The sequence below is a fragment of the Cupriavidus sp. Met-2 genome, from assembly GCF_049843575.1.
GTDB classification, from domain to species: Bacteria; Pseudomonadota; Gammaproteobacteria; order Burkholderiales; family Burkholderiaceae; genus Cupriavidus; species Cupriavidus metallidurans.
In genome coordinates this window covers 600,673-622,529 of the sequence record NZ_JBBHZL010000001.1, presented here as the reverse complement: position 1 = coordinate 622,529, position 21,857 = coordinate 600,673, and the positions used below count along the sequence as shown (strand labels likewise).

Genomic DNA, 21,857 nt, shown 5'->3' with positions numbered 1-21,857 from the left:
TGCTCCTGTAAAGACTGATCTGACGAGGCACCGCCGATCACGGTGCCTCATCTTTTTGTGGTTTTTGAGAAAAACGCGCTGCCCCGCGTTAGCCGTTGATCGGGATCGAGCGCCCCTGCTTGGGCGTACTGGCCTCGCGCTTTTCCATCGTGATCGTGAGCACGCCGTTCTTGAAAGCGGCCTTGATCGTGTCCTGGTTGGCATCGGCCGGCAGGTTCAGAGCGCGCTGAAAGCTGCCGTAGGAGCGCTCCACCCGGTGGAAACCGCCGTCTTTCGTTTCCTGCTCCTGACGCTTTTCACCGCGCACCAGCAGCACGTCGTTGTCGAGCGTGATCTGGATGTCTTTTTCCTCGATGCCGGGTACTTCCAGGGCGATCTTGTACTGCTTGTCGGTCTCCTGGATGTCCAGCGCCGGCTTCAGCATGCCCGGCCAGTCCGACGGCCAGCGTGGCATGGCCAGCGTCGGGAAACCGAAGCCTCGAAACGCGTCGTCGAACAGGCGGTCGATCTCGCGATGCAATTGCAGGATGGGACTGACGGGCCCACCCGCCACAGGCAGGTCATTGCGCTGCACCGGCAGCGAGGCAGTGCTCTGTTGTTCTTCCTGCTCCTTTTTGAACCAGTTCCAGGGAGCCAATTTCTTGAAATCAATGTCCATGTCACACCTCCAGAAATCAATTGAAGACTCACTCAATCCGCTTGCCTGCGGCTATGGATAGCGCGCCCAGGCAACACGGGATGTTTCGCTGACTTCGGCTGCTCATCTGTGCGTATCACCTCCTTCTTTCTGCCTGCTTGGATCTGATCATTGATCCATTGATCGATTTCACTTTGACGAAACCGCCACGTCCCGCCGACCTTGAAGGCCGGAATTTCCCCGTGCGCGGCGAGCCGGTAAAGCGTCCGCTTGCCGACCTTTAAGTAGGTAGCCAACTCGTCGAGTGTGAAGATCGCCTGCTGGCGCGCTGTCATACCACCCCCACAAGTTCCGTCGTCACGCGGCCTCGCTCGAGGAAATTCTTGCAAGACTTTGCAAGATATTGCGCCTAACATGCCGAAAGTCAAGAGTCAACATCCAGCGACCTGCTGGCCGATTGATGTGACTCAAATCTTCAAGGACGGTATGCCAGGGCGGGCCGGTCCGGCGCAGGGGACGGTGGGTTGATCGGGACCTTGCGGGCGCCGCCCACGGCCGCAGATCAAACACCGATCCTCACGTTGTAACCGAGCGCCCGCAGCCCCTTGCTCGTGCGCATGTTCCTTGGCGGAAACTCGTCTGGGCGCGCCCAGCCGACGATTTCCCCGAGACTGCTCAGGCCAATGTGCGGAATGGCCCAGTCGTCGCTGCGGATCGCGTTACCCAAGAAGCCCAGTGGCAGCGCAGGACGATTTTGGCCAAATCATCGAATCCACGTCCTCAAGGCCAAGGCGTTACTATTTAGTTCGGATTACGGACGCGGGTTCGGTTCCGTGTTCCACCACCAAACATGAAACCCAACCGTCACCGGTTGGGTTTTTTGTTGCCTGCACGATTCATCGCGCGCCGATGTGGCGCGCCCGTCGTCAGTGCATCGACGCGCCATCCAGAGGCATGCCAGCCAGCCGCGCCGCATGAAACGGTTCGATGCCGACCGTCACGCCGAGGTGCGTATACAGCCGCTCCGCCTGATCAGGCGAGGTGAGCACACCAGGCATCCATAGCCGCTGCAGCCGCGCCAGGGGTTCGCCCGAGTGCGCGGCAAACGCCTCGGGGCCGAACTCCTGGATGGCTTTGAACAGCACGAGACCGACCAGGTACATGTCGCCAGTGTTCAGCGCGATCTCTGCCTGGGCAGTCCAACGCGCTGTGCGATCTTCAATTTTTTCCGCTTCGGCGAAACGCTCTGTCATGGTCGGCATGAAGGCGTCACCCGGCGGGAGAAAAGTAAAACTCATCAAACGACTCCAGTCCCCGTATCTGAACGATGACGGCATTCTTCGCAGAAAACTTAAAAAATCGGAACCGATTCACGCAAGATCCAGCGAAAAAACAACACTTAGCGAACCACACGCCACAAGGCCGGCGCTACCGCTGGGACCCATCCAGCACTGCACCACATCGTAAGGCTTTGGAGGCAGACGCAGCGCGTGCCCTGATAGGTGACGGCCTGACCAATTTCATACGTGGTTCATACGTGGGGCCATCGCGCCAGGTGTCATGGCTGCCGCCATCGGGCTGCCCTGTCGATCTACCACTGGAACTGTCGTTGCCACCAGAACGGCCGCTTGCGCTGGGTGCGTCCTTGTCGACTCCATAGCGATAGCCAGGATACGTCTTGCGTTGATCTGTCCGCCAACACCAAGGAAATCGTAATTTCCATAAATCATCGGGCACCCTGCCTGCCGTCAGGACGGGGGACGCTACAATAGGCCATCGCTGTTTTCCCTTCCCCGCATCGCCTCCATGTCCGACCACCCCCGCTTCACCGTCAACCGCTCCGTCTGCCTGCTTGTGCCGGAGCAGCCCTTCCTTGACTGGGTCAAGGCGGTGGATCCCGAACCTGTGCCCACGCTGACGCTCGAGGCCATCCGCGACGACGCCAGCGTGTTCCTGTTGCCCGAGGTGGCAGATACACCTGAGAACGCGCTGCGCTGGGTGGAGAAGCGCTGGCGTACGTTCTTCGAATTCATGCTCGGGGAATGGTTTGACGACTCGCTATGGCCCCAGCAGATCTCGCTGGAGATGTTCCGCCAGTGGTTCACCCCTCGTTTTCACTCGATGGTGTGGGACATGGCGCCGGACTCGCCGATCGAACTCGAAGACTGGGATGACGAGGACGACCAGGTATCGACGTTGCTGCACTGAGTCGCTTCGCGACTGCGCGACGGTCAGATGAGGAAACGAAAACGGCACGCCATTGCGTGCCGTTTTTCATGCTGTGCCGGGCGATGGCCTCGGCAGCGTCAGAGGAACCGATCCAGGATCTTGCGGCTGGGCTTGTCGAGCGCCATCAGGTCTCGAATCAGATAGTGGATGCCGTGGCTGTCCGAGATCAGCAGCGTATTGCCAACGAGCCGACGGATATCCTCCTCGCCACGCAGCACCAGATCAGTCTGACCACGATCGGTCTGCACGGTCCACACGCTCGGCGTGGCATACGTCGAGACGCCCACGATCTTCCGGATTTCTGGCATGAACTCGCGCCCGGCCAGTTCCGACTCGATCAGTTCGCGGGTCGGCGCCGGCAGGCCGTCGAGGCTCGGAATCCAGGCCAGTTCCCGGCCATCCGTGCTCATCATGCCCACGCCGCCGTCGGGCGCGGAGATCGGGAAGGCTCGCACCGGCACCACCCCTTCGTGCGACACGCCATCGGCCAGCGTCAGCACCAGCTTGCCGAAGCTGTTGCGGGTCAGATTGAAGTCAGGCGTCTGCATGGCCGCTTGTTCGTGAGTCTGTTCGGAAGTTTGATTACTGCGCACCGACGGCCTCCTTCGCTTCCGCGACTTCGCCGTCGCTGATCGCATCGGCGTCGGTATCCACGTTGCGCGCCTGTGCCTGGTACAGCTTGTAGTACGCGCCTTCACACGCCATCAGTTCGTCGTGATTCCCCACTTCGACGATCTGGCCACGATCCATCACCACCAGACGGTCGGCCTTGCGCAGCGTGGAGAGGCGGTGCGCGATGGCGATCGTGGTACGGCCCTGCACGAGATTGTCCAGCGCCTTCTGGATTTCCTTCTCCGTCGTGGTATCCACCGACGAGGTGGCTTCGTCCAGAATCAGGATGCGCGGATTGATCAGCAGCGCGCGGGCGATCGAGATGCGCTGGCGCTCGCCGCCGGACAACGCCTGACCACGTTCGCCCACGAGCGAATCGTAGCCGTGCGGCAGCCTCAGAATGAACTCGTGCGCGTGGGCGGCACGGGCGGCCGCGATGATTTCCTCTCGGGTCGCGTCGGGCTTGCCGTAGGCGATATTGTCGGCGATCGTGCCGAAGAACAGGAACGGCTCCTGCAGAACCAGGCCGATATGGCGGCGGAACTCCGAAACCGGCAGCGAGCGGATATCGACACCGTCCACGCGAATCGCGCCTTCGGACACGTCATAGAAACGGCAGATCAGGTTGACCAGCGTGCTCTTGCCCGAACCGCTATGCCCCACCAGGCCGATCATCTCGCCCGGCTGGATCGACAGGTTCAACCCGCGGATCACGGCGCGGTTCCCGTAGCGGAACCCGAGGTCGCGCAATTCGATGGCGCCCTGGACATTGTCGATGTGCACCGGCTTCTGCGGCTCCGGCACGCTCGACACGTGATCGAGAATATCGAAGATCCGCTTGGCGCCGGCGGCAGCCTTCTGCGTCACCGAGACGATGCGGCTCATCGAATCCAGGCGCGTGTAGAAGCGGCTGATATAGGTCAGGAACGCCACCAGCACACCCACGGTGATCGCATCGTGGCTGACCTGCCAGATGCCGAAAATCCAGACCACCAGCAGGCCCACCTCGGTCAGGAACGTGACCGTCGGCGTGAACAGCGACCACACCGCGTTGACCCGATCATTGATGGCCAGGTTGTGCTTGTTCGCCTCGCGAAAGCGCGTCACTTCGCGCTTTTCCTGCGCGAAGGCCTTCACTACCCGGATACCCGGGATCGTATCGGCCAGCACGTTGGTGATCTCCGACCAGATCCGGTCGATCTTCTCGAAGCCATGGCGCAGGCGGTCGCGCACCAGATGGATCATCCACGCGATGAACGGCAGCGGCACCAGCGTGACCAGCGCCAGCCACGGATTGATCGACACGAGGATGATCGACGTCATTGCGATCATCAGCACGTCGGTGGCGAAGTCCAACAGGTGCAAGGACAGGAACACGCTGATGCGGTCGCTCTCCGAGCCGATGCGCGCCATCAGGTCGCCGGTGCGCTTGCCGCCGAAATACTCGAGCGACAGCTTGAGCAGATGCTCGTAGGTGGTGGTGCGCAGGTCGGCGCTGATCCGCTCCGACACCCTGGCCAGCAGGTAGGTACGTGCCCAGCCCAGCACCCAGGCAACCAGGGCGGCGCCCAGCAGGCCGGCCAGGTAGAGTTTGACAAGGCCGATATCGATTGGCACACCGTTCTGGTAGGGAATCAGCACCTTGTCCATCAGCGGCATGGTCAGGTACGGCGGTACGAGCGTGGCGGCGGTACCCAGCAGTAGCAGGACGAAGCCGCCCAGGAGTTCCCAGCGGTAGGGCCGCGCGAAGCGCCACAGGCGCAGGAGCGCCCATGTCGACGGAGGCGTCTCCAGTTCCCGGCTGCATTGCGGGCACTGTTCCTCGCCCGGTGGCAACGGCGCCTTGCAGGTGGGACAGATCTCGGTATCGGCCGGCTCCGGGGCGCGGCCTGTTGCCAGGGCGTCGCGGCGCGTATCGAACTGGTCGGCCAGTCTCAATGCGTCGGGATTGTAACCAAGCGTATAGCGCCAGCTTGCCAGACGGCGCTGGCCATCCGACAGTTCCAGCGTGCCCACCCCGGCGTGGTCCCCATGGGCCAGCGTCTGGCCGGCCGTGATTTCCCAGTCCTGGAGGGTTTTTTCACCGGGCGCGCGCGCAATCAGGCGACGGTCCGTCACAACCAGCCACCCTTGGGTAAAATGCAACCTTGCGTCCAGGTCCAGCGTCAGTCCGGCCAGGACGTTTTCCCCAGGCTGCAGGGCGGCGCCGATTTCGGCGCCCCAGGGTCCTTGCAAACCGGGGCTGGGAGGGACGGACGGGGAAGACTGGGTCATTGTTGGCGCGTCAGACAAGAAGCGAAAAGCGAATGAAAAGCGCGTCCGCAATGGGTCCCGAAGGGATCAGCGACGGACATAACTTGAAACAATTTAAGCGGAGCGCCATATGGCGGCCCGCAATTTTGCCCGCAAGTATACATAACGCAAACAAGCGGAGGAGCCTGGTGCACTGCACAACACGTTCCGGCCAGATCGGGGCAGCCAAGGGTCAACCCTGAAGGCGCCGTAACGTTAACGAAAGGTTAGGCTTCCATTTCTCGGGCATTCAGCCCACTGCCTCAAGCTAAGTCAATGAAAAAGAAGGACATTGAGATTTTCGATGTCATGTCGCTGCGCGGCCCGAATATGTGGACATATCGGCCGGTGCTGGAGGCATGGGTCGACATCGGCGAACTGGAGGATTTCCCCTCCAACACGATTCCGGGGTTCTATGAGCGCCTGTCGGCCTGGCTGCCGACGCTGATCGAACACCGCTGCAGCCCGGGGGTGCGTGGCGGATTCCTGATGCGCCTGAAGGAAGGTACCTGGCCGGGCCACATCCTGGAACACGTCACGCTTGAGCTGCAGAACCTGGCCGGGATGCCGGGCGGCTTCGGCAAGGCCCGCGAGACCCCGATCCGCGGCGTGTACAAGGTCATCGTCCGCGCCTGGCACGAGGAAGTGACGCGCGCAGCCCTGTTCACGGCCCGCGACCTGGTCATGGCTGCCATCGAGGACCGTCCTTTCGACGTGCCCGCCGCGGTGGACAACCTGCGCCGCCTGGTCGACGAACACTGCCTGGGCCCGAGCACGGCCTGCATCGTCGATGCCGCGGATGACCGCGACATTCCGTCGGTCCGCCTGTCGGACGGCAACCTCGTCCAGCTAGGCTATGGCGCCCGCCAGCGTCGCATCTGGACGGCCGAGACCGACCGGACCAGCGCCATCGGCGAGTCGATCTCGCGCGACAAGGACCTGACCAAGAGCCTGCTGGAATCCTGCGGTGTGCCGGTGCCGGAAGGCCGCATGGTCGAAAGTGCCGAAGACGCCTGGGATGCCGCCGAGGACATCGGCGTACCCGTGGTGGTCAAGCCGTACGACGGCAACCACGGCCGTGGCGTGTTCACGAACCTGATGACCCGCGAGGAAGTGGAAACGGCCTATGCCGTGGCCATCGAGGAAGGCAGTGGCGTGATCGTCGAGCGTTTCGTGCCCGGCAACGAGCACCGCCTGCTGGTGGTGGGCGGCCGCGTGGTCGCCGTCGCGATGGGGGAAACCGCCTCGGTGGTCGGCGACGGCAAGTCGACGATCGACGAGCTGATCGAATTGCAGATCAACTCCGACCCACGTCGGGGCAGCACCGAAGACCATCCGCTGAACCGCGTGCGTCTGGATTCGGCCGCACGCCTGGAACTGAAGCGCCAGGGCTATGCCGACGGCAGCGCCGTGCCGCCGGAAGGCCGCACCGTGCTGATCCAGCGCAACGGCAATGTCGCGTTCGACGTGACCGACCGCGTGCATCCGAGCGTGGCCGCCCATGCCTCGCTGGCCGCTCGCGTGGTGGGTCTCGACATCGCCGGCGTGGACCTCGTCGCACAGGACATCTCGCGCCCGCTGGCCGAACAACGTGGCGCCATCGTCGAAGTCAACGCCGGCCCGGGCCTGCTGATGCATATCAAGCCCGCCGAAGGCGAGCCGCGCCCGGTGGGCCGCGCTATCGTCGATCACCTGTTCCCGAGCCGGAACGGCGTGGAAGACGATGGCCGCATCCCCGTGGTGGGCATTACGGGCACCAACGGCAAGACTGTGGTGGCCAAGCTCGTGGCGCGACTGCTGCAACTGTCGGGCAAGCACACGGGTCTGGCCTGCAGCGACGGCCTGTTCCTGGACCGCCGCCAAGTGGAGAAAGGCGGCCGGGGCGACCGCGCGAGCTGGGATGCCGGTCATCGCATTCTGATGAACCGCGCAGTGGAAGCCGCCGTGTTCGAGAGCGACAGCGGCGTGATCCTGTCGCAGGGCCTGCCCTATGACCGCTGCCAGGTGGGCGTGGTCACGAACTTCGGAAAACCCGACCACATCGGCGACTTCTACGTCGAAGATGAAGACCGCATGTACAACGTGCTGCGCACGCAGGTGGATGTGGTGCTCAAGACCGGCGTGGCCGTGCTCAACGCCGCCGACGCGCGTCTGGTCGAAATGGCCGAGCTGTGCGATGGCGACGTCATCTTCTTCGGCCTGTCCGCCGACCTGCCGGCCATCGCCACGCATCGCGCGGCAGGCAAGCGCGCGGTGTTCGTGCGCGACGGCAAGGTGGTGCTGGCCACCGGCAACAGCGAGACCGCGCTGACCGATGTGTCGGCGATTCCGCTGACCTACGCCGGACGTGTGGCATTCCAGATCGAGAACGTGCTGGCCGCCGTGGCCACGGGTTGGGCGCTCGGCATTTCGAACGACCTGATCCGTGCCGGCATCGTCACGTTCGACGTCGGCCAGGTGGATGTTCCGGGCCGCTTCACGCTGTTCGAGCACCATGGCGCTACCGTGGTGGTGGACGACGCGCACAACGCCCCGGCGCTCGAAGCGCTGGCGGCCGCGCTCGACCGCTTTCCGTCCGAGCGCCGGATGCTCGTGTTCGGCGCGGGCGTGCAGCGTCGCGACGAGGACCTGATCGAACAGGGCAAGGTGATTGGCGCCACGTTCGACCGCGTGTTCCTGTGCGAGGACCGGAGCGTCAAGCGCGAACTCCCCGAGACCGAGGCGCGCGCGCTGCTCAAGAAGGGCCTGTACGAAGGCCGCCGCGTGACCAAGATCATCGACGAAGGCGCGCGCCGCGCGGCGGTGGAAGCCGCGCTGGCCCAACTCGTGGCGGGTGATCTGCTGGTACTGCAATGCGACGAGGGCTCGACAGACAGCACGGTGGAACAGGTACACCAGTGGATGGGCCGCGCCGGACGCCGCGCGTGATGCGCGAGCCGGAAAGAAAAACGGAAAACTGATTCTATGGAAGTTTCTCGCATCCGGGCCCTGCGTGGCCCGAACCTCTGGTGTCGTCACACAGCCATCGAAGCCATCGTGGCGTGCTCGGACAAGTCCCTTCGGCTGGCCGAGCTGCCCGGTTTCGAAGACCGCCTGCGCGGGCGTTTTCCGGGCATCGGCCCGCTGCGCCCGGACGATGAGGCCGGATCGCCCTCGATGGCGCATGTGCTCGAAGTGGCAGCCCTGGGCCTGCAAGCCGCGGCCGGCTGCCCGGTGACGTTCAGCCACACCGCACCGACGCTCGAACCCGGCACCTATCAGGTGGTGGTGCAGTACAGCGAAGAGGAAGTGGGCCGTCTGGCATTCAATCTGGCCGAGCAGCTTTGCATCGCCGCGCGCGACGACCTGCCCTTCGACCTGGACGATGCCCTGCATCGCCTGCGTGAGCTCGACGAAGATGTGCGCCTGGGTCCGAGCACGGGCTCGATCGTCTACGCCGCCGTGGCGCGTGGCATTCCGTATCGCCGCCTGACGCAGGGCTCGATGGTCCAGTTTGGCTGGGGCAGCAAGCAGCGCCGCATCCAGGCCGCCGAGACCGACATGACCAGCGCGGTGTCCGAATCCATCGCGCAGGACAAGGAACTCACCAAGAGCCTGCTGCACGCGGCAGGTGTGCCGGTGCCGATGGGCCGCTCGGTCTCCAGCGCCGAAGAGGCATGGGCCGCCGCGCAGGAAATCAACGGTCCGGTGGTGGTCAAGCCGCGCGACGGCAACCAGGGCAAGGGCGTGGCCGTGCGCATCCGCACGCGCGAGGAAGTGATGACGGCTTATGAAGTGGCCGCCGATATTTCCTCGGACGTGCTCGTCGAGCGCTACATCCCCGGTCACGACTTCCGCCTGCTCGTGGTGGGCAAGCACCTGGTGGCCGCCGCCCGCCGCGATCCGCCGCAGGTGATTGGCGACGGGGTGCACACCGTGCGCCAGCTCGTGGAAGAAGTGAACCGCGACCCGCGCCGTGGCGAGGGTCATGCCACGTCGCTGACGAAGATCCGCTTCGACGATATCGCGCTGGCCACGCTGGCCAAGCAGGGCCTGAGCGCCGACGCCGTGCCGGCCAAGGGCACCCGCGTGGTCCTGCGCAACAACGCGAACCTGTCGACCGGCGGCAGCGCCACCGACGTCACCGACGACGTGCATCCAGACATCGCCGCGCGCGCCGTGGCGGCCGCGCAAATGGTCGGTCTGGACATCTGCGGCGTCGACGCGGTCTGTGAAACGATGCTCAAGCCGTTCGAAGAGCAGGCCGGCGGCATCGTCGAAGTCAATGCCGCGCCGGGCCTGCGCATGCACCTGCAGCCGTCGTACGGCAAAGGTCGCGCGGTCGGCGAAGCCATCATCTCGACCATGTTCGCCGATGGCGACGATGGCCGCATCCCGGTGGTTGCGGTCTCGGGCACCAACGGAAAGACCACCACGGTGCGCCTGATCACCCATATCCTGGCCTCCAACGGCCTGCGCATGGGCATGACGGGTACCGACGGCGTGTACATCCAGGGCGAACGCATCGATACCGGTGACTGCAGCGGCCCGCGCAGCGCGCGCAACGTGCTGCTGCACCCGGACGTGGACGCCGCCGTGTTCGAAACCGCGCGCGGTGGCCTGCTGCGCGAAGGCCTGGCATTCGACCGCTGCGACGTGGCCGTGGTGACCAACGTTGGCGAAGGCGATCACCTGGGCCTGTCGTACATCAGCACCGTCGAGGACCTGGCCGTGCTGAAGAGCGTGATCGTGCAGAACGTGGCACCGCACGGGATGGCCGTGCTCAACGCCGCGGACGAAATGGTGGTGCGCATGGCCGATGCCTGCCCGGGCACCGTGACGTTCTTCGCGCACGATGCCGGTCTGCCAACGATGGCGCTGCATCGCGCGCAAGGCAGGCGCGTGGTGTTCGTCGAGGGCGACCAGATCGTGGCGACCGAAGGCGACACCGAAGTGCGCATCCCGCTGGCGGACATCCCGCTCACGCGCAATGGCTCGATCGGCTTCCAGGTGGAAAACGCGATGTCGTCGATCGCCGCCGCCTGGGCGCTTGGCATCGACTGGGCGGTGATCCGCCGCGCGCTGGCCACCTTCGTCAACGACGCCGCGACGGCCCCGGGCCGCTTCAACGTGTTCGACTACAAGGGCGCCACGCTGATCGCCGACTACGGCCACAACCCCGACGCCATCCAGGCGCTGTGCAATGCCGTGGAGACCATGCCGTCGAAGCGACGCGTGGTGGTGATCAGCGGCGCGGGCGACCGACGCGACGAGGACATCCGCAAGCAGACGCAAATCCTGGGCGGCGTGTTCGACGAGGTGGTGCTGTATCAGGACCAGTGCCAGCGCGGCCGCGAGGATGGCGAGGTACTGGCGCTGCTGCGCGAAGGCCTGCAAGGCGCCCAGCGCACGAGCCATGTCGAGGAGATCCGCGGCGAGTTCGTCGCCATCGACACGGCACTGAGCCATCTGCAGCCGGGCGACCTGTGCCTGATCTTGATCGACCAGGTGGAAGAAGCGCTCGACCACATCGCAAAGCGCGTCGCGGGCAACTGATTCGGCTGATTCGGCCGAATCAGCCGCTACGTGGCTTGCCCCCTCTTCCGCCAGGCGGGAGAGGGGCCGTGGAAGCGGGCTTTCCGGCTCAACAACGACGTAACGTTGCCGGAACCACAAGCCCTCCCCCCGACTCTCACCCGCTTGCCGTCCACCATCATTCGGTGCGACAGTATCCCTCCTCCCCATCGTTACCCTGACGGCCCCTGCTCCGCCCGTCATCGAGGAGATTCCACATGGCTATTCCGCAGACCGTCGTCGTCACCTACATCGCCGCCACGCCGGAGCAAGTCTGGGGTGCGCTGACCGACCCCACGCAAAGCACGCAGTACTTCTTCGGCCGACGCGTCGAATCCGATTGGAAAGTCGACAGCCCGTTCGTGCTACGCATGGAAGATGGTCAAATCGATTCGCAGGGCGTGGTGCTGACCGCCGACGCGCCTTACCGGTTGTCCGTCACATGGCGCGTGGAATGGCTCGAGGCATTCCGGCAACTACCGGAAGTGATCGTCACCTGGCAAATCGACGCGCTCGGTGACGAGGCCGTACGACTGACCGTCAGCGAGACCCATCGGGAGCCGGTTGACGAACAGATCCTGCAGGGCGGCCGCAACGGCTGGCCGATGATCGTGGCAGGCCTGAAGACATGGCTTGAAACGGGACGCCGGCTCAAGCTCGAGACGCCACAGCCGCCGCCCGCGCCGGATCAGTGATCTGTCATCGGCGTGCGGGAAAAAAATGAGAAGAGGGCGCGATGCTGATGTGCCGGTGTACGGCACGCTGTTGTTCTGGATGCATCGGCCCTCTCCTCCCCTTCCACGTCAACATGTCAACATTGACCAGACGGAAGGAACACCCCGCGCAAATCGCGATACAAGCGACTGATGGGCCTTACTGGAATGCCTTGTCGTTCGGCTCGGCAAACAGTTGCTTCATGTCCGGCGACAGCGGGTAATTCATATTGATGTTGCGCGGCGGGATCGGCGACTGGAACCACTTCGCGTAGAGCTTCTCGCCGCGGCCGCTGGTCATGATGTCCGCCACCACGCCATCCACCAGTTTCTTGAACGACGGATCGTCCTTGCGGAACATGCAGGCGTAGTTCTCGGTCTGCAGCGGCTTGCCAGCGACCACCCACTCAGCAGCATTCTTGGCCTTGGTGCGCTCGCCGTACAGCAGCGGCTCGTCCATCACGAACGCAGCAGCGCGACCGGTCTCGAGAATCAGGAACGCCTGGCCGTGATCCTTGGCGCTGGTCAGGTTCATGTTCATGCCTTCGCCGTTCATCTTGACCAGCAGGCGCTCGCCGGTGGTGCCAGCCGTGGTCACCACGTTCTTGTCCTTGAGCTGCGGGAAGTCCGTGACACCCGAATCCTTCTTCGTCAGCATCCGGATGCCGTAGATAAACAGGCTGTTCGAAAATGCCACCTGCTTCTGGCGCTCGAGGTTATTCGTGGTGCTGCCGCACTCGATGTCGATGGTGCCGTTCTGCATCAGCGGGATGCGGTTCTGCGACGTGATCGGCGTCAGCTTGACCTGCAGGTTCGGCATGTTCAGTGTCGCCTTCACCTTGTCGACGATCGCCAGCAGGTAGTCATGGGAGTAACCCATCACCTCCTTGCCATCCGAGTACGAGAACGGAATCGACGACTCGCGGTAACCGAGCGAGATCACACCGCTGTCCTTGATCTTCTTCAGCGTATCGCCATCGGCGGCATGTGCACCGGCAGCGGCGCAGAGCAGCGCAGCGGCGGCCAGCAGGCGGGTGACGGGGGTCGGACGGACGGACAGTGACTTCATGGTTCGGCTCCTTGGTTGGGGCTTGATTTAATGGCACGACTCTCAAACTGCGACTTCCAGCACAACCCGTGTGCGCCCGCGAGAATGACTATGCGAGCGCTGCACTGAAATCTTCGGCATCCACCACCGGCCTGCGGCCAGCCATCCGATCGGCCAGCACACCCGCGCTGCCCATGGCCAGCGTGAAACCCAGCGCGCCGTGGCCAAGGTTCAGCCACAGACCGCGAATGCGTGATTCGCCGATCATCGGCAAACCCGTGGGCGTGGCCGGACGCAGGCCGGCCCACGGCTGCAATGCATCAAGGTCCGCGCCATGGCTCACGTCGCCAAACACCGCACGCGTCTGCGTGACCAGCGTCTGCGCGCGCTCGCGGTCGATCACCGCGCCGCCGCGCACGATATCCGCCATCCCCGCTACACGCAGCGTATCGCCGATGCGCGCATAGACGATCTTGTTGGCGAAGTCCGTCACGCTGATACGCGGCGCCAGCACGCCCTGCCTGATCGGCACCGTGATGCTGTACCCCTTCAGCGGCCACAGCATCGGCCGCACACCGAGCGGCTTGAGCAACGGCACGCTGCCGATGCCGCCCGACACGATCACCGCATCGGCGCGGATATCACCCGCATCGGTGCGCAGGCCCGTCACGCGGTCCCCCGCACGCACCAGTCCGGTCACACGCGTGCCGAAGCGCAGCGTGACACCCGGCCTGCCTTGCAACAGATGGGCCAGCGACACGCAGAAGCGATGGCAATCGCCCACTTCCTCGCTCGGCGTGTGGATCGCACCGACGATGCCCTGCCGAATGCCGGCCAACGCCGGCTCCAGCGCAACCGTGGCATCGCGATCCAATGCCTGCTGTTCGCAACCAAGGTTGGCCTGGTAGTCGAGCAGGCGACAGGCCGATTCGTAGGCCGCCGCATCACGGTGCACGATCAGCTTGCCGCTACGCGCGAAATCGAAACCACCGCCCTCCTGCCGCGCGTCCGGACGATCGACGAAAGCCTGCATCAGATCGCGCGAGTAGAACGACAGGCGCAGTAGCTTGCGCGTGGCGGCCTCGCTCGCCGATGCATTGCACGCCAGAGCGAAAGCCAGCAGCCAGCGCCATTGCGACGGGTCCATGGATGGCCGGAAGCGCATCGGTGAATCGCGATCCAGCAACCAGCCCGGCACCTTCGACAACACGCCCGGCCCGGCCAGCGGCGCCACATAGCTGTAGCTGAGCTGGCCGCCGTTGGCGAAGCTGGTTTCCTCGCCCGGACCATCATGGCGCTCGACCACGGTGACTTCGTGACCATCGTTGGCCAACCGCCACGCGGAGGTCATGCCGACCACACCGGCACCCACGATCGCTATGCGCATCCGCTTGCCTTGCGTCCTGTTCAAACGATGGGCCAGAGCGTAGAGCACCCGGCGCGGCTTGCCCAATGCCAATACGTGCCAGAATATGTCCTCAAGCTATAGGGGCCCGCCACCCGGGTCTACCCGTAGTGCGGAGCACCATTTCCCGCACCAACACGAACACCAGCGCGACCATTCCCCCGCACCAGAACCATGCGCCTGCGCCAGATTGAAGTGTTCCGCGCCGTGATGCTGACCGGTACCGTCAGCGAGGCGGCGCGCCTGCTCCATGTGTCCCAGCCCGTGGTAAGCCGGGTACTGCAGCATGCGGAATCGTCGCTGGGCTTCCGCCTGTTCGATCGCCAGCGCGGCAGGCTGCAGCCGACGCCGGAAGCGCTTGCGCTCTATGGCGATGTCGAAAGGCTATATGGTGAGATCGAGCGTGTGCGGCGCGTATCGGAAAGCCTGCGCCACAAGGGCACGGGGCGCCTGCGCGTGGCCGCCACGCCGAGCCTGGCCAACCCGCTGCTGGTGCCGGCGGTGCGCCGCTTCTGCGCGCGGCATCCGGAAACGCAGGTTCAGGTGCTGACGCACCATACGAGCGAGATTGTCGAGGCGCTGCTGGCCAACCAGATCGACGTGGGCTTTGCCTTTTCGCCGCCCAGGCACGAGGCAATCACCAGCGAGCCGGTGGCCGCCGGGCGAATGCTGCTGGCAGTGCCGCGCCCGCAGGCACTGCCCTCGGGCGGCCGGCGCGGCATCGTGTCGATCCGCAAGCTGATGGAGCGGCCGTTCATCGGCTATGACGACGACAGCTCGCTGGGGCTGCTGGTCCGGCAAACGCTGGCCCGTCACGCGCTGGAACCACATTCGACGCTCGAGGTCCAAACCTATTCCCTCGCACTGGCCCTGGTGGATGCGGGCCTGGGCGTCACGCTGCTCGACCAGTACACCGCGTTGAGCGCCAATCCGGCCAATGTCGCGCTGCACGACGTGCAACCCGAATTGCCGTTCGAAATCCAGATGCTGCGCGCCACCCATCGTGGCAAATCGAGCCTGGTCGATGATATGCGGGCACAGTTCGCGGCCGCCGCCTCGGCGCTGGCCGCCACGCTCGACGATCGTCTGGATTCGCCCGTCGTCCAGTTTGATCCTGCCCCGCGCTGACTGGCAGACATTTACCAGACAATTGACAGGCCCCCGCCTGTGCACCAATATCAACACGCCCAGATCGGCGCGTGAATAACTTATGTTCGTACTGATCCTGACCCTTCTCGTGGTGGTAAGCGCGTTCTTTTCGATCTCCGAGATCGCCTTGACCGCCGCCCGCCGCACCAAGCTCCAAGTCCTGTCTGAACGCGGCGACCACCGCGCGACCAAGGTATTGCTGCTCAAGGAGGAGCCCGGCAACTTCTTCACGGTGGTACAGATCGGCGTCAACAGCGTGGCGATCCTGGCCGGTATCCTCGGTGAGAAGCATGTCTCGGATCTCGTCTACGGATTCCTGAGTGCGTACCTCGATGCCGGCATGGCACAGCGCATCGCCAATGTCAGCTCGTTCCTGATCGTCACGCTGCTGTTTATCCAGTTCGCGGACCTGATCCCCAAACGCATCGCCATGACCTTCCCCGAAGCGTGCGCGGTGCAGGTGATCGGCCCGATGCTGACGCTGCTCAAGCTGTTCAAGCCCGTGGTCTGGGTGTTCAATGCAGCAGCCGATGCCACGCTCAAGCTGTTCGGCATTCCCACCAAGCCGGTCGATCAGATCACCACCGAGGATATCGCCGCCATGGTCGATGCCGGCGCCGAGGCCGGGGTGCTGCACAAGCACGAACTGCATCTGATCGAAAACGTGTTCGAACTCGATTCGAAGCCGATCACGGCCATCATGACCCAGCGCGACGACGTGGTCTTCCTGACCCTCGACGACACCGCCGACGGCCTGCGCCGCAAGCTGGTCAAGCAACCGCACGCACAATACCCGGTGTGCGGCAAGAATATCGACGACGTGCTGGGCTATATGGAGTCGAAGGTCATCCTGCAACTGCTGCTGGCCGATGAAAGCGGCGCAGCATTGGACAGCATCGGCAAACACTACGACAAGAACGTGCTGGTGATCCCGGACACGCTGACACTCTCGGAGTCACTGACCCGCTTCCGCGAGATGCATGAGAATTTTGCGGTGGTAATGAACGAGTACGGGCTGGTGGTGGGCATCGTCACGCTGGACGACATCGTCGGCGCGCTGATGGGTGACATCCTCTACTCGAACGAAGACGAACAGATCGTGCGCCGTGACGAATCTTCGTGGCTGGTCGACGGCCTGACGCCGCTGGTCGACCTGAAGAAGGCACTGGATATCGACGTGCTGCCTGGCGAAGACTATGTAGATACAGCAGCCGGCCTGGTGATCTACTCGCTAAAGCGGATCCCGAAGAAGTCGGAAGCGATCACCGTGGCGGGCTTCCGGTTTGAGGTGGTCGACATCGACCATCACAAGATCGACCAGTTGCTGGTTTCAAGGCTGCCAGCGAGTGCTTCGCAGACTGCGCCTGTCGGTCAATAGCAGAGACCACTTGATGGGAATGGAATTAGGCTTTCCTACGGTTTGCCCCCCAAATGAAAGAGGCGCCCGAGAAAGCGCCTCCAACTCTACAACCCCGGTCGTACGCGGGTGGAAACTGCACCTCGACTAGCACTTCAAACCGCGAACACCACCGTCACATGCAGTGCCACTTGCGACCCAAGTAATGTTGATACCGCTCGTTCCGGAAATCGGGGTTAGAACCAGAGTTTCTGCCGTACCCGTGGAATCGGTTGCATCCAGCGTTGCGCTGATAGCACCGTTAGAAATTGACGCAATGGATTGAACATACTCTGGCAGCGGATCAACTGCAGTGCCAGCAGGGATCGCTGGAATTCCGTTCGCGCCAGCGTTGCAACCGACAAGCGTACCGTTGCTTTGTGAGCACATCGAGATTGCAGTCTTAAAGCCAGCGAGTGCGATCACTGCACCGTTGGCTTTTGTTCTTTGCGTGTAGTCCTGATACTGGGGGAGCGCGATCGCCGTCAAAATCCCAATAATTGCCACCACGATCATAAGTTCGATCAGTGTGAAGCCCTTGCTGGTTTTCACGAGTTCACGGTCAGGTGTTGATTGCATGTCGCGTTCGCGCCCCGATTTGCCAAATACTAGATCAGCACTTGAGGCCTCGCTTGCCGTTATCGCAAGCCGTGCCAGTAGCAACCCAGGTGACATTGGTCGCGTTGACGGTCGGCGTCAGCGTCAGCGTATCTGCCGCGCCTGTCGAATCGGTCGCTTCCAGGGTCGCAATAATAATGCCCGACTTGATGGAAGTGATACCCGTTACGTACTTCGGCAGCGGATCGGCCGCAGTGCCAGCGGGAATGGCCGGAACGTTGTTCGAACCAGCATCACAGCCAGTGAGAGTTCCCAGCTCTTGGGAGCACATCGCAATAGAGGTCTTGAAGCTTTCCAGGCCCGCGACCGCGCCGTTCGCCTTCGTACGCTGCGTGTAATCCTGGTACTGCGGGATTGCGATGGCGGCCAGAATACCGATGATCGCGACGACAATCATCAGTTCGATCAGCGTGAAGCCCTTCTGGGCACGACGGCCCAGCATTTTCATTTGTACCCGTTGCATGTGATTTGACCCCTTGAAGAGATTTTTCATCGGCAGCAAAAGTGCTGCAAGCTTGATATAGCATGCATCGTGCCAGAGGCAAATGTGATCTATATGTTATATTTTCGCCAAATTTTGGCACTGCGGCATACCGTATCTGAGTTAGAGGTGACAATTTCTGTCATATCAATGAGCCGAGAGTGACAATTTTCGTCACTTACGTCCACCCCTTCGGATCGTCAACGGTTGGACTGCAACGGCATTGCCTGTTTTACATGACTACGCATTCGCCTAACACTTGCTATCGGATCCTCCGCCTCGCGCACCGTAGGCAGCAGTGCGGCAGGCATCATCCGCTCAAAGAGCCGATCGACCAACTCCCCATCCAGTGATGCAACATATTCAACTGCGCTTGGGAAAGACAGCGCAGCATAGCCCCCCAAATGAAAGAGGCGCCCGAGAAAGCGCCTCCAACTCTACAACCCCGGTCGTACGCGGGTGGAAACTGCACCTCGACTAGCACTTCAAACCGCGAACACCACCGTCACATGCAGTGCCACTTGCGACCCAAGTAATGTTGATACCGCTCGTTCCGGAAATCGGGGTTAGAACCAGAGTTTCTGCCGTACCCGTGGAATCGGTTGCATCCAGCGTTGCGCTGATAGCACCGTTAGAAATTGACGCAATGGATTGAACATACTCTGGCAGCGGATCAACTGCAGTGCCAGCAGGGATCGCTGGAATTCCGTTCGCGCCAGCGTTGCAACCGACAAGCGTACCGTTGCTTTGTGAGCACATCGAGATTGCAGTCTTAAAGCCAGCGAGTGCGATCACTGCACCGTTGGCTTTTGTTCTTTGCGTGTAGTCCTGATACTGGGGGAGCGCGATCGCCGTCAAAATCCCAATAATTGCCACCACGATCATAAGTTCGATCAGTGTGAAGCCCTTGCTGGTTTTCACGAGTTCACGGTCAGGTGTTGATTGCATGTCGCGTTCGCGCCCCGATTTGCCAAATACTAGATCAGCACTTGAGGCCTCGCTTGCCGTTATCGCAAGCCGTGCCAGTAGCAACCCAGGTGACATTGGTCGCGTTGACGGTCGGCGTCAGCGTATCTGCCGCGCCTGTCGAATCGGTCGCTTCCAGGGTCGCAATAATAATGCCCGACTTGATGGAAGTGATACCCGTTACGTACTTCGGCAGCGGATCGGCCGCAGTGCCAGCGGGAATGGCCGGAACGTTGTTCGAACCAGCATCACAGCCAGTGAGAGTTCCCAGCTCTTGGGAGCACATCGCAATAGAGGTCTTGAAGCTTTCCAGGCCCGCGACCGCGCCGTTCGCCTTCGTACGCTGCGTGTAATCCTGGTACTGCGGGATTGCGATGGCGGCCAGAATACCGATGATCGCGACGACAATCATCAGTTCGATCAGCGTGAAGCCCTTCTGGGCACGACGGCCCAGCATTTTCATTTGTACCCGTTGCATGTGATTTGACCCCTTGAAGAGATTTTTCATCGGCAGCAAAAGTGCCACAAAGCCAACAAAGCAAGCTTTGCGCCAGCATTGGAAGCGCCGCTCAACACCCGATTGCTGACAAAATCTGGCACCGTCGCACACAGCACTTGAGTAATTTTTGACAAACACTGTCACTTTTAATGAAGCGCAAGTGACAAAATCTGTCACTTTGACGAACTTGGGCCAGATCTTAGCTACTTGCTCTTAGCTTGACCCTCAGCTAGCTGCGCACTCTTGGGTTGTAAACGCTTACCCCGGCATTTGAGAAATCGCGCGATGCGATTGAGCTTGCTGGCGACAACGCTACCGCCTGATCGAGTCCTCGCGAGCATCCCTTCGAGGCCTACCGTCCGGCCGCTTCTCAGAGTAATTTGAGCGGACACCTACTTCGCGCAGTGCGCTGGTTCGTATGTGCGTTTCTTGCTCTTGAGCGCCTACTCATGTGCATCCGACTAAGACACCGCCTCATACGAGTTGAGTGGGCAATCTTTGTCGGGCTTCTATGAGTCTGTTATGTGGGGCGCAAAAAACAAAACCGACGTTGCTTTCGCAAACGTCGGTTCTTAGTTTTACTACGCTGTTTTTGTCTGCTGGTGGTCGAATCCGTCAGCAGCTTTTTGTTTGGCGGAGAGGGTGGGATTCGAACCCACGGTACCGTCGCCGGTACGCCTGATTTCGAGTCAGGTACATTCGACCACTCTGCCACCTCTCCGGTAACTTGGTCGTCGCTGCGTTAGCGGCGAAACCAAGATTATAGGGATATCCATATCCGGAGCGCAAGCCCCTTCTGTAACTATTTTTACGCTTCCGGTTCCAGACGCGTGATGCCGCCCATGTACGGTTGCAGCGCCTTCGGCACCGTCACCGAACCGTCTGCGTTCTGGTAGTTCTCCAGGATCGCCACCAGCGTGCGGCCCACGGCCAGGCCGGAGCCGTTCAGCGTGTGCACCAGTTCCGGCTTGCCCTGTCCGGCGCGCATACGTGCCTGCATGCGGCGCGCCTGGAAGTCGCCCATGCTCGAGCACGAGCTGATTTCGCGGTACGTGTTCTGCGCTGGAATCCACACTTCGATGTCGTAGGTCTTGGTGCTGCCGAAGCCCATGTCGCCCGTGCACAGCACGACGGTACGGAACGGCAACTCGAGCTTCTTCAGGATCGTTTCGGCGTGACCAGTCATCTGCTCGAGCGCGTCCATCGACTGCTCGGACGGCACCACCTGCACCATCTCGACCTTGTCGAACTGATGCTGGCGGATCATGCCGCGCGTGTCCTTGCCGTACGAGCCGGCTTCCGAACGGAAGCATGGCGTGTGGGCCACGAAGCGCAGCGGCAGTTTTTCCGCGGCAACGATCGCGTCGCGGACCATGTTGGTCAGCGGCACTTCGGCGGTCGGGATCAGGTAGAAGTTCTCGATAGCGTCCTGGCCATCCTCACCGCCGACCTTGCGCGGCACCTTGAACAGGTCGTCCTCGAACTTCGGCAGCTGGCCGGTACCGCGCATCGACGCGGCATTGACGATGTACGGCACGTACATCTCGGTGTAGCCATGTTCAAGCGTGTGCGTGTCCACCATGAGCTGGACCAGCGCGCGATGCATGCGTGCCACGCCACCCCGCAGGAAGGCGAAGCGCGAGCCAGTGACCTTCGTGGCCGTCTCGAAATCCAGGCCGAGACGGGCGCCGACATCCACGTGATCCTTGATCTCGAAATCGAACGTGCGCGGCGTGCCCACGCGGCGCACTTCGACGTTCTCGGTTTCGTCCTTGCCCGTCGGCACGCTTTCGTGCGGCAGGTTCGGGATCGAGAGCATCGCGTCGCTGATCTGGTCCTGGATTTCGGCCAGGCGCTGGGCGGATGCCTTCAGCGTGTCGCCGATACCGGCCACTTCGGCCATCGGGCCCGAGGCGTCTTCGCCCTTGCCCTTGAGCATCCCGATCTGCTTGGAGAGGCTGTTGCGGCGCGCCTGCAGATCCTCGGTCTGGGTCTGCAGTTGCTTGCGTTCGGCCTCAAGGGCCTGGAACAGGGCCACATCGAGTTGAAAACCGCGCGTGGCGAGGCGCTGGGCCACGGCGTCGATGTCTTTGCGGAGCAGCTGGATGTCGAGCATGTTGCTTGGTCATGTGCAGTGCCGGCAACATGCCGGCGAACGGAACATTTTACTGCACTGGCACTACCCGCCGGGAGCAAATCCGGCTGGATTTTGCCGTCTGCTCCACACTTTGGGAGTTATCCGGGTCCCTGCTCGCCGCC

Annotated in this window: 19 protein-coding genes and 1 tRNA gene; 6 read left to right on the top strand and 14 right to left on the bottom strand. The window is 62.4% G+C overall.

Features of this window, described 5'->3' with window-relative positions; genetic code table 11:
- Positions 1-88 precede the first annotated feature (88 nt).
- From WD006_RS02865 to WD006_RS02850, 4 genes are all read right to left on the bottom strand, one after another.
- Positions 89-658: an Hsp20/alpha crystallin family protein gene (locus WD006_RS02865; protein ID WP_016446189.1), complete on the bottom strand. Its 570-nt coding sequence runs from the start codon at positions 656-658 to the stop codon at positions 89-91.
- A 32-nt stretch (positions 659-690) separates the two neighbouring features.
- Positions 691-972, bottom strand: coding sequence for a methylation-associated defense system helix-turn-helix domain-containing protein MAD1 (mads1, locus tag WD006_RS02860; protein WP_003454941.1), 282 nt, complete (start codon positions 970-972; stop codon positions 691-693).
- A 591-nt stretch (positions 973-1,563) separates the two neighbouring features.
- Positions 1,564-1,935 (bottom strand): hypothetical protein, encoded by a 372-nt coding sequence (locus tag WD006_RS02855; RefSeq protein WP_008643645.1) that lies wholly within the window; start codon positions 1,933-1,935, stop codon positions 1,564-1,566.
- Positions 1,936-2,036: 101 nt separating this feature from the next.
- Positions 2,037-2,156, bottom strand: a complete 120-nt coding sequence (locus WD006_RS02850) for a hypothetical protein (protein WP_375199157.1) — start codon at positions 2,154-2,156, stop codon at positions 2,037-2,039.
- Between the two features lie 287 nt (positions 2,157-2,443).
- Between WD006_RS02850 and WD006_RS02845 the strand changes: the two genes are divergently transcribed.
- A complete protein-coding gene (locus tag WD006_RS02845) occupies positions 2,444-2,845 on the top strand; it encodes a hypothetical protein (RefSeq protein ID WP_008643644.1) in 402 nt (133 codons plus the stop codon).
- A gap of 98 nt (positions 2,846-2,943) precedes the next feature.
- Here WD006_RS02845 and WD006_RS02840 read toward each other — a convergent pair whose 3' ends face one another.
- Positions 2,944-3,414: a DUF1854 domain-containing protein gene (locus WD006_RS02840; RefSeq protein ID WP_008643642.1), complete on the bottom strand. Its 471-nt coding sequence runs from the start codon at positions 3,412-3,414 to the stop codon at positions 2,944-2,946.
- Between the two features lie 34 nt (positions 3,415-3,448).
- On the bottom strand, positions 3,449-5,752 hold the full coding sequence (locus WD006_RS02835) for an ABC transporter ATP-binding protein (RefSeq protein ID WP_035881519.1): 2,304 nt from the start codon (positions 5,750-5,752) through the stop codon (positions 3,449-3,451).
- 294 nt (positions 5,753-6,046) lie between these two features.
- Here WD006_RS02835 and cphA (WD006_RS02830) point away from each other — a divergent pair, with 294 nt between their 5' ends.
- The 3 genes from cphA (WD006_RS02830) to WD006_RS02820 all read left to right on the top strand — a co-directional run bounded on the left by cphA (WD006_RS02830) (position 6,047) and on the right by WD006_RS02820 (position 12,018).
- Positions 6,047-8,698 carry a cyanophycin synthetase gene (cphA, locus tag WD006_RS02830; RefSeq protein ID WP_286879696.1) on the top strand — a complete coding sequence of 884 codons (2,652 nt, stop codon included), beginning with the start codon at positions 6,047-6,049 and terminating at the stop codon, positions 8,696-8,698.
- A 36-nt stretch (positions 8,699-8,734) separates the two neighbouring features.
- Positions 8,735-11,305 carry a cyanophycin synthetase gene (gene cphA / locus WD006_RS02825; protein ID WP_286879695.1) on the top strand — a complete coding sequence of 857 codons (2,571 nt, stop codon included), beginning with the start codon at positions 8,735-8,737 and terminating at the stop codon, positions 11,303-11,305.
- A 236-nt stretch (positions 11,306-11,541) separates the two neighbouring features.
- Positions 11,542-12,018, top strand: coding sequence for an SRPBCC family protein (locus WD006_RS02820; RefSeq protein WP_286879693.1), 477 nt, complete (start codon positions 11,542-11,544; stop codon positions 12,016-12,018).
- A 178-nt stretch (positions 12,019-12,196) separates the two neighbouring features.
- On the opposite strand, the gene WD006_RS02815 is transcribed toward WD006_RS02820, so the two are convergent.
- Both WD006_RS02815 and WD006_RS02810 read right to left on the bottom strand, forming a co-directional pair.
- Positions 12,197-13,105, bottom strand: coding sequence for a glutamate/aspartate ABC transporter substrate-binding protein (locus tag WD006_RS02815; RefSeq protein WP_017515503.1), 909 nt, complete (start codon positions 13,103-13,105; stop codon positions 12,197-12,199).
- Positions 13,106-13,193: 88 nt separating this feature from the next.
- Positions 13,194-14,471 carry a D-amino acid dehydrogenase gene (locus tag WD006_RS02810; RefSeq protein ID WP_286879692.1) on the bottom strand — a complete coding sequence of 426 codons (1,278 nt, stop codon included), beginning with the start codon at positions 14,469-14,471 and terminating at the stop codon, positions 13,194-13,196.
- Between the two features lie 192 nt (positions 14,472-14,663).
- On the opposite strand from WD006_RS02810, the gene WD006_RS02805 reads away from it, so the two are divergent.
- A complete protein-coding gene (locus WD006_RS02805; protein WP_060784393.1) occupies positions 14,664-15,617 on the top strand; it encodes a LysR substrate-binding domain-containing protein in 954 nt (317 codons plus the stop codon).
- Positions 15,618-15,699: 82 nt separating this feature from the next.
- Complete coding sequence (locus WD006_RS02800) at positions 15,700-17,016, top strand: hemolysin family protein (RefSeq protein ID WP_286879691.1); 1,317 nt, start codon at positions 15,700-15,702, stop codon at positions 17,014-17,016.
- A gap of 126 nt (positions 17,017-17,142) precedes the next feature.
- On the opposite strand, the gene WD006_RS02795 is transcribed toward WD006_RS02800, so the two are convergent.
- The 6 genes from WD006_RS02795 to serS all read right to left on the bottom strand — a co-directional run bounded on the left by WD006_RS02795 (position 17,143) and on the right by serS (position 21,714).
- Positions 17,143-17,613 (bottom strand): pilin, encoded by a 471-nt coding sequence (locus tag WD006_RS02795; protein ID WP_186426348.1) that lies wholly within the window; start codon positions 17,611-17,613, stop codon positions 17,143-17,145.
- A 34-nt stretch (positions 17,614-17,647) separates the two neighbouring features.
- Positions 17,648-18,115 carry a prepilin-type N-terminal cleavage/methylation domain-containing protein gene (locus WD006_RS02790; protein WP_214608526.1) on the bottom strand — a complete coding sequence of 156 codons (468 nt, stop codon included), beginning with the start codon at positions 18,113-18,115 and terminating at the stop codon, positions 17,648-17,650.
- A 495-nt stretch (positions 18,116-18,610) separates the two neighbouring features.
- Positions 18,611-19,081 (bottom strand): pilin, encoded by a 471-nt coding sequence (locus tag WD006_RS02785; RefSeq protein ID WP_186426348.1) that lies wholly within the window; start codon positions 19,079-19,081, stop codon positions 18,611-18,613.
- A 34-nt stretch (positions 19,082-19,115) separates the two neighbouring features.
- Positions 19,116-19,556, bottom strand: coding sequence for a pilin (locus WD006_RS02780; protein ID WP_425648044.1), 441 nt, complete (start codon positions 19,554-19,556; stop codon positions 19,116-19,118).
- 673 nt (positions 19,557-20,229) lie between these two features.
- A tRNA-Ser gene (locus WD006_RS02775) sits at positions 20,230-20,319 on the bottom strand.
- A gap of 87 nt (positions 20,320-20,406) precedes the next feature.
- Positions 20,407-21,714: a serine--tRNA ligase gene (serS, locus tag WD006_RS02770; protein WP_024570726.1), complete on the bottom strand. Its 1,308-nt coding sequence runs from the start codon at positions 21,712-21,714 to the stop codon at positions 20,407-20,409.
- Between the last annotated feature and the right edge of the window lie 143 nt (positions 21,715-21,857).

What these genes read in the sequence shown, in the direction of transcription:
- WD006_RS02780 (WP_425648044.1), bottom strand. Translation starts at nt 19,556, where the DNA reads ATGCTGGGCCGTCGTGCCCAGAAGGGCTTCACGCTGATCGAACTGATG.
- serS (WP_024570726.1), bottom strand. Translation starts at nt 21,714, where the DNA reads ATGCTCGACATCCAGCTGCTCCGCAAAGACATCGACGCCGTGGCCCAG.
- WD006_RS02815 (WP_017515503.1), bottom strand. Translation starts at nt 13,105, where the DNA reads ATGAAGTCACTGTCCGTCCGTCCGACCCCCGTCACCCGCCTGCTGGCC.
- WD006_RS02795 (WP_186426348.1), bottom strand. Translation starts at nt 17,613, where the DNA reads ATGCAATCAACACCTGACCGTGAACTCGTGAAAACCAGCAAGGGCTTC.
- WD006_RS02820 (WP_286879693.1), top strand. Translation starts at nt 11,542, where the DNA reads ATGGCTATTCCGCAGACCGTCGTCGTCACCTACATCGCCGCCACGCCG.
- WD006_RS02840 (WP_008643642.1), bottom strand. Translation starts at nt 3,414, where the DNA reads ATGCAGACGCCTGACTTCAATCTGACCCGCAACAGCTTCGGCAAGCTG.
- cphA (WP_286879696.1), top strand. Translation starts at nt 6,047, where the DNA reads ATGAAAAAGAAGGACATTGAGATTTTCGATGTCATGTCGCTGCGCGGC.
- mads1 (WP_003454941.1), bottom strand. Translation starts at nt 972, where the DNA reads ATGACAGCGCGCCAGCAGGCGATCTTCACACTCGACGAGTTGGCTACC.
- WD006_RS02785 (WP_186426348.1), bottom strand. Translation starts at nt 19,081, where the DNA reads ATGCAATCAACACCTGACCGTGAACTCGTGAAAACCAGCAAGGGCTTC.
- WD006_RS02835 (WP_035881519.1), bottom strand. Translation starts at nt 5,752, where the DNA reads ATGACCCAGTCTTCCCCGTCCGTCCCTCCCAGCCCCGGTTTGCAAGGA.
- WD006_RS02845 (WP_008643644.1), top strand. Translation starts at nt 2,444, where the DNA reads ATGTCCGACCACCCCCGCTTCACCGTCAACCGCTCCGTCTGCCTGCTT.
- WD006_RS02790 (WP_214608526.1), bottom strand. Translation starts at nt 18,115, where the DNA reads ATGCAACGGGTACAAATGAAAATGCTGGGCCGTCGTGCCCAGAAGGGC.
- WD006_RS02810 (WP_286879692.1), bottom strand. Translation starts at nt 14,471, where the DNA reads ATGCGCATAGCGATCGTGGGTGCCGGTGTGGTCGGCATGACCTCCGCG.
- cphA (WP_286879695.1), top strand. Translation starts at nt 8,735, where the DNA reads ATGGAAGTTTCTCGCATCCGGGCCCTGCGTGGCCCGAACCTCTGGTGT.
- WD006_RS02805 (WP_060784393.1), top strand. Translation starts at nt 14,664, where the DNA reads ATGCGCCTGCGCCAGATTGAAGTGTTCCGCGCCGTGATGCTGACCGGT.
- WD006_RS02865 (WP_016446189.1), bottom strand. Translation starts at nt 658, where the DNA reads ATGGACATTGATTTCAAGAAATTGGCTCCCTGGAACTGGTTCAAAAAG.
- WD006_RS02800 (WP_286879691.1), top strand. Translation starts at nt 15,700, where the DNA reads ATGTTCGTACTGATCCTGACCCTTCTCGTGGTGGTAAGCGCGTTCTTT.
- WD006_RS02855 (WP_008643645.1), bottom strand. Translation starts at nt 1,935, where the DNA reads ATGAGTTTTACTTTTCTCCCGCCGGGTGACGCCTTCATGCCGACCATG.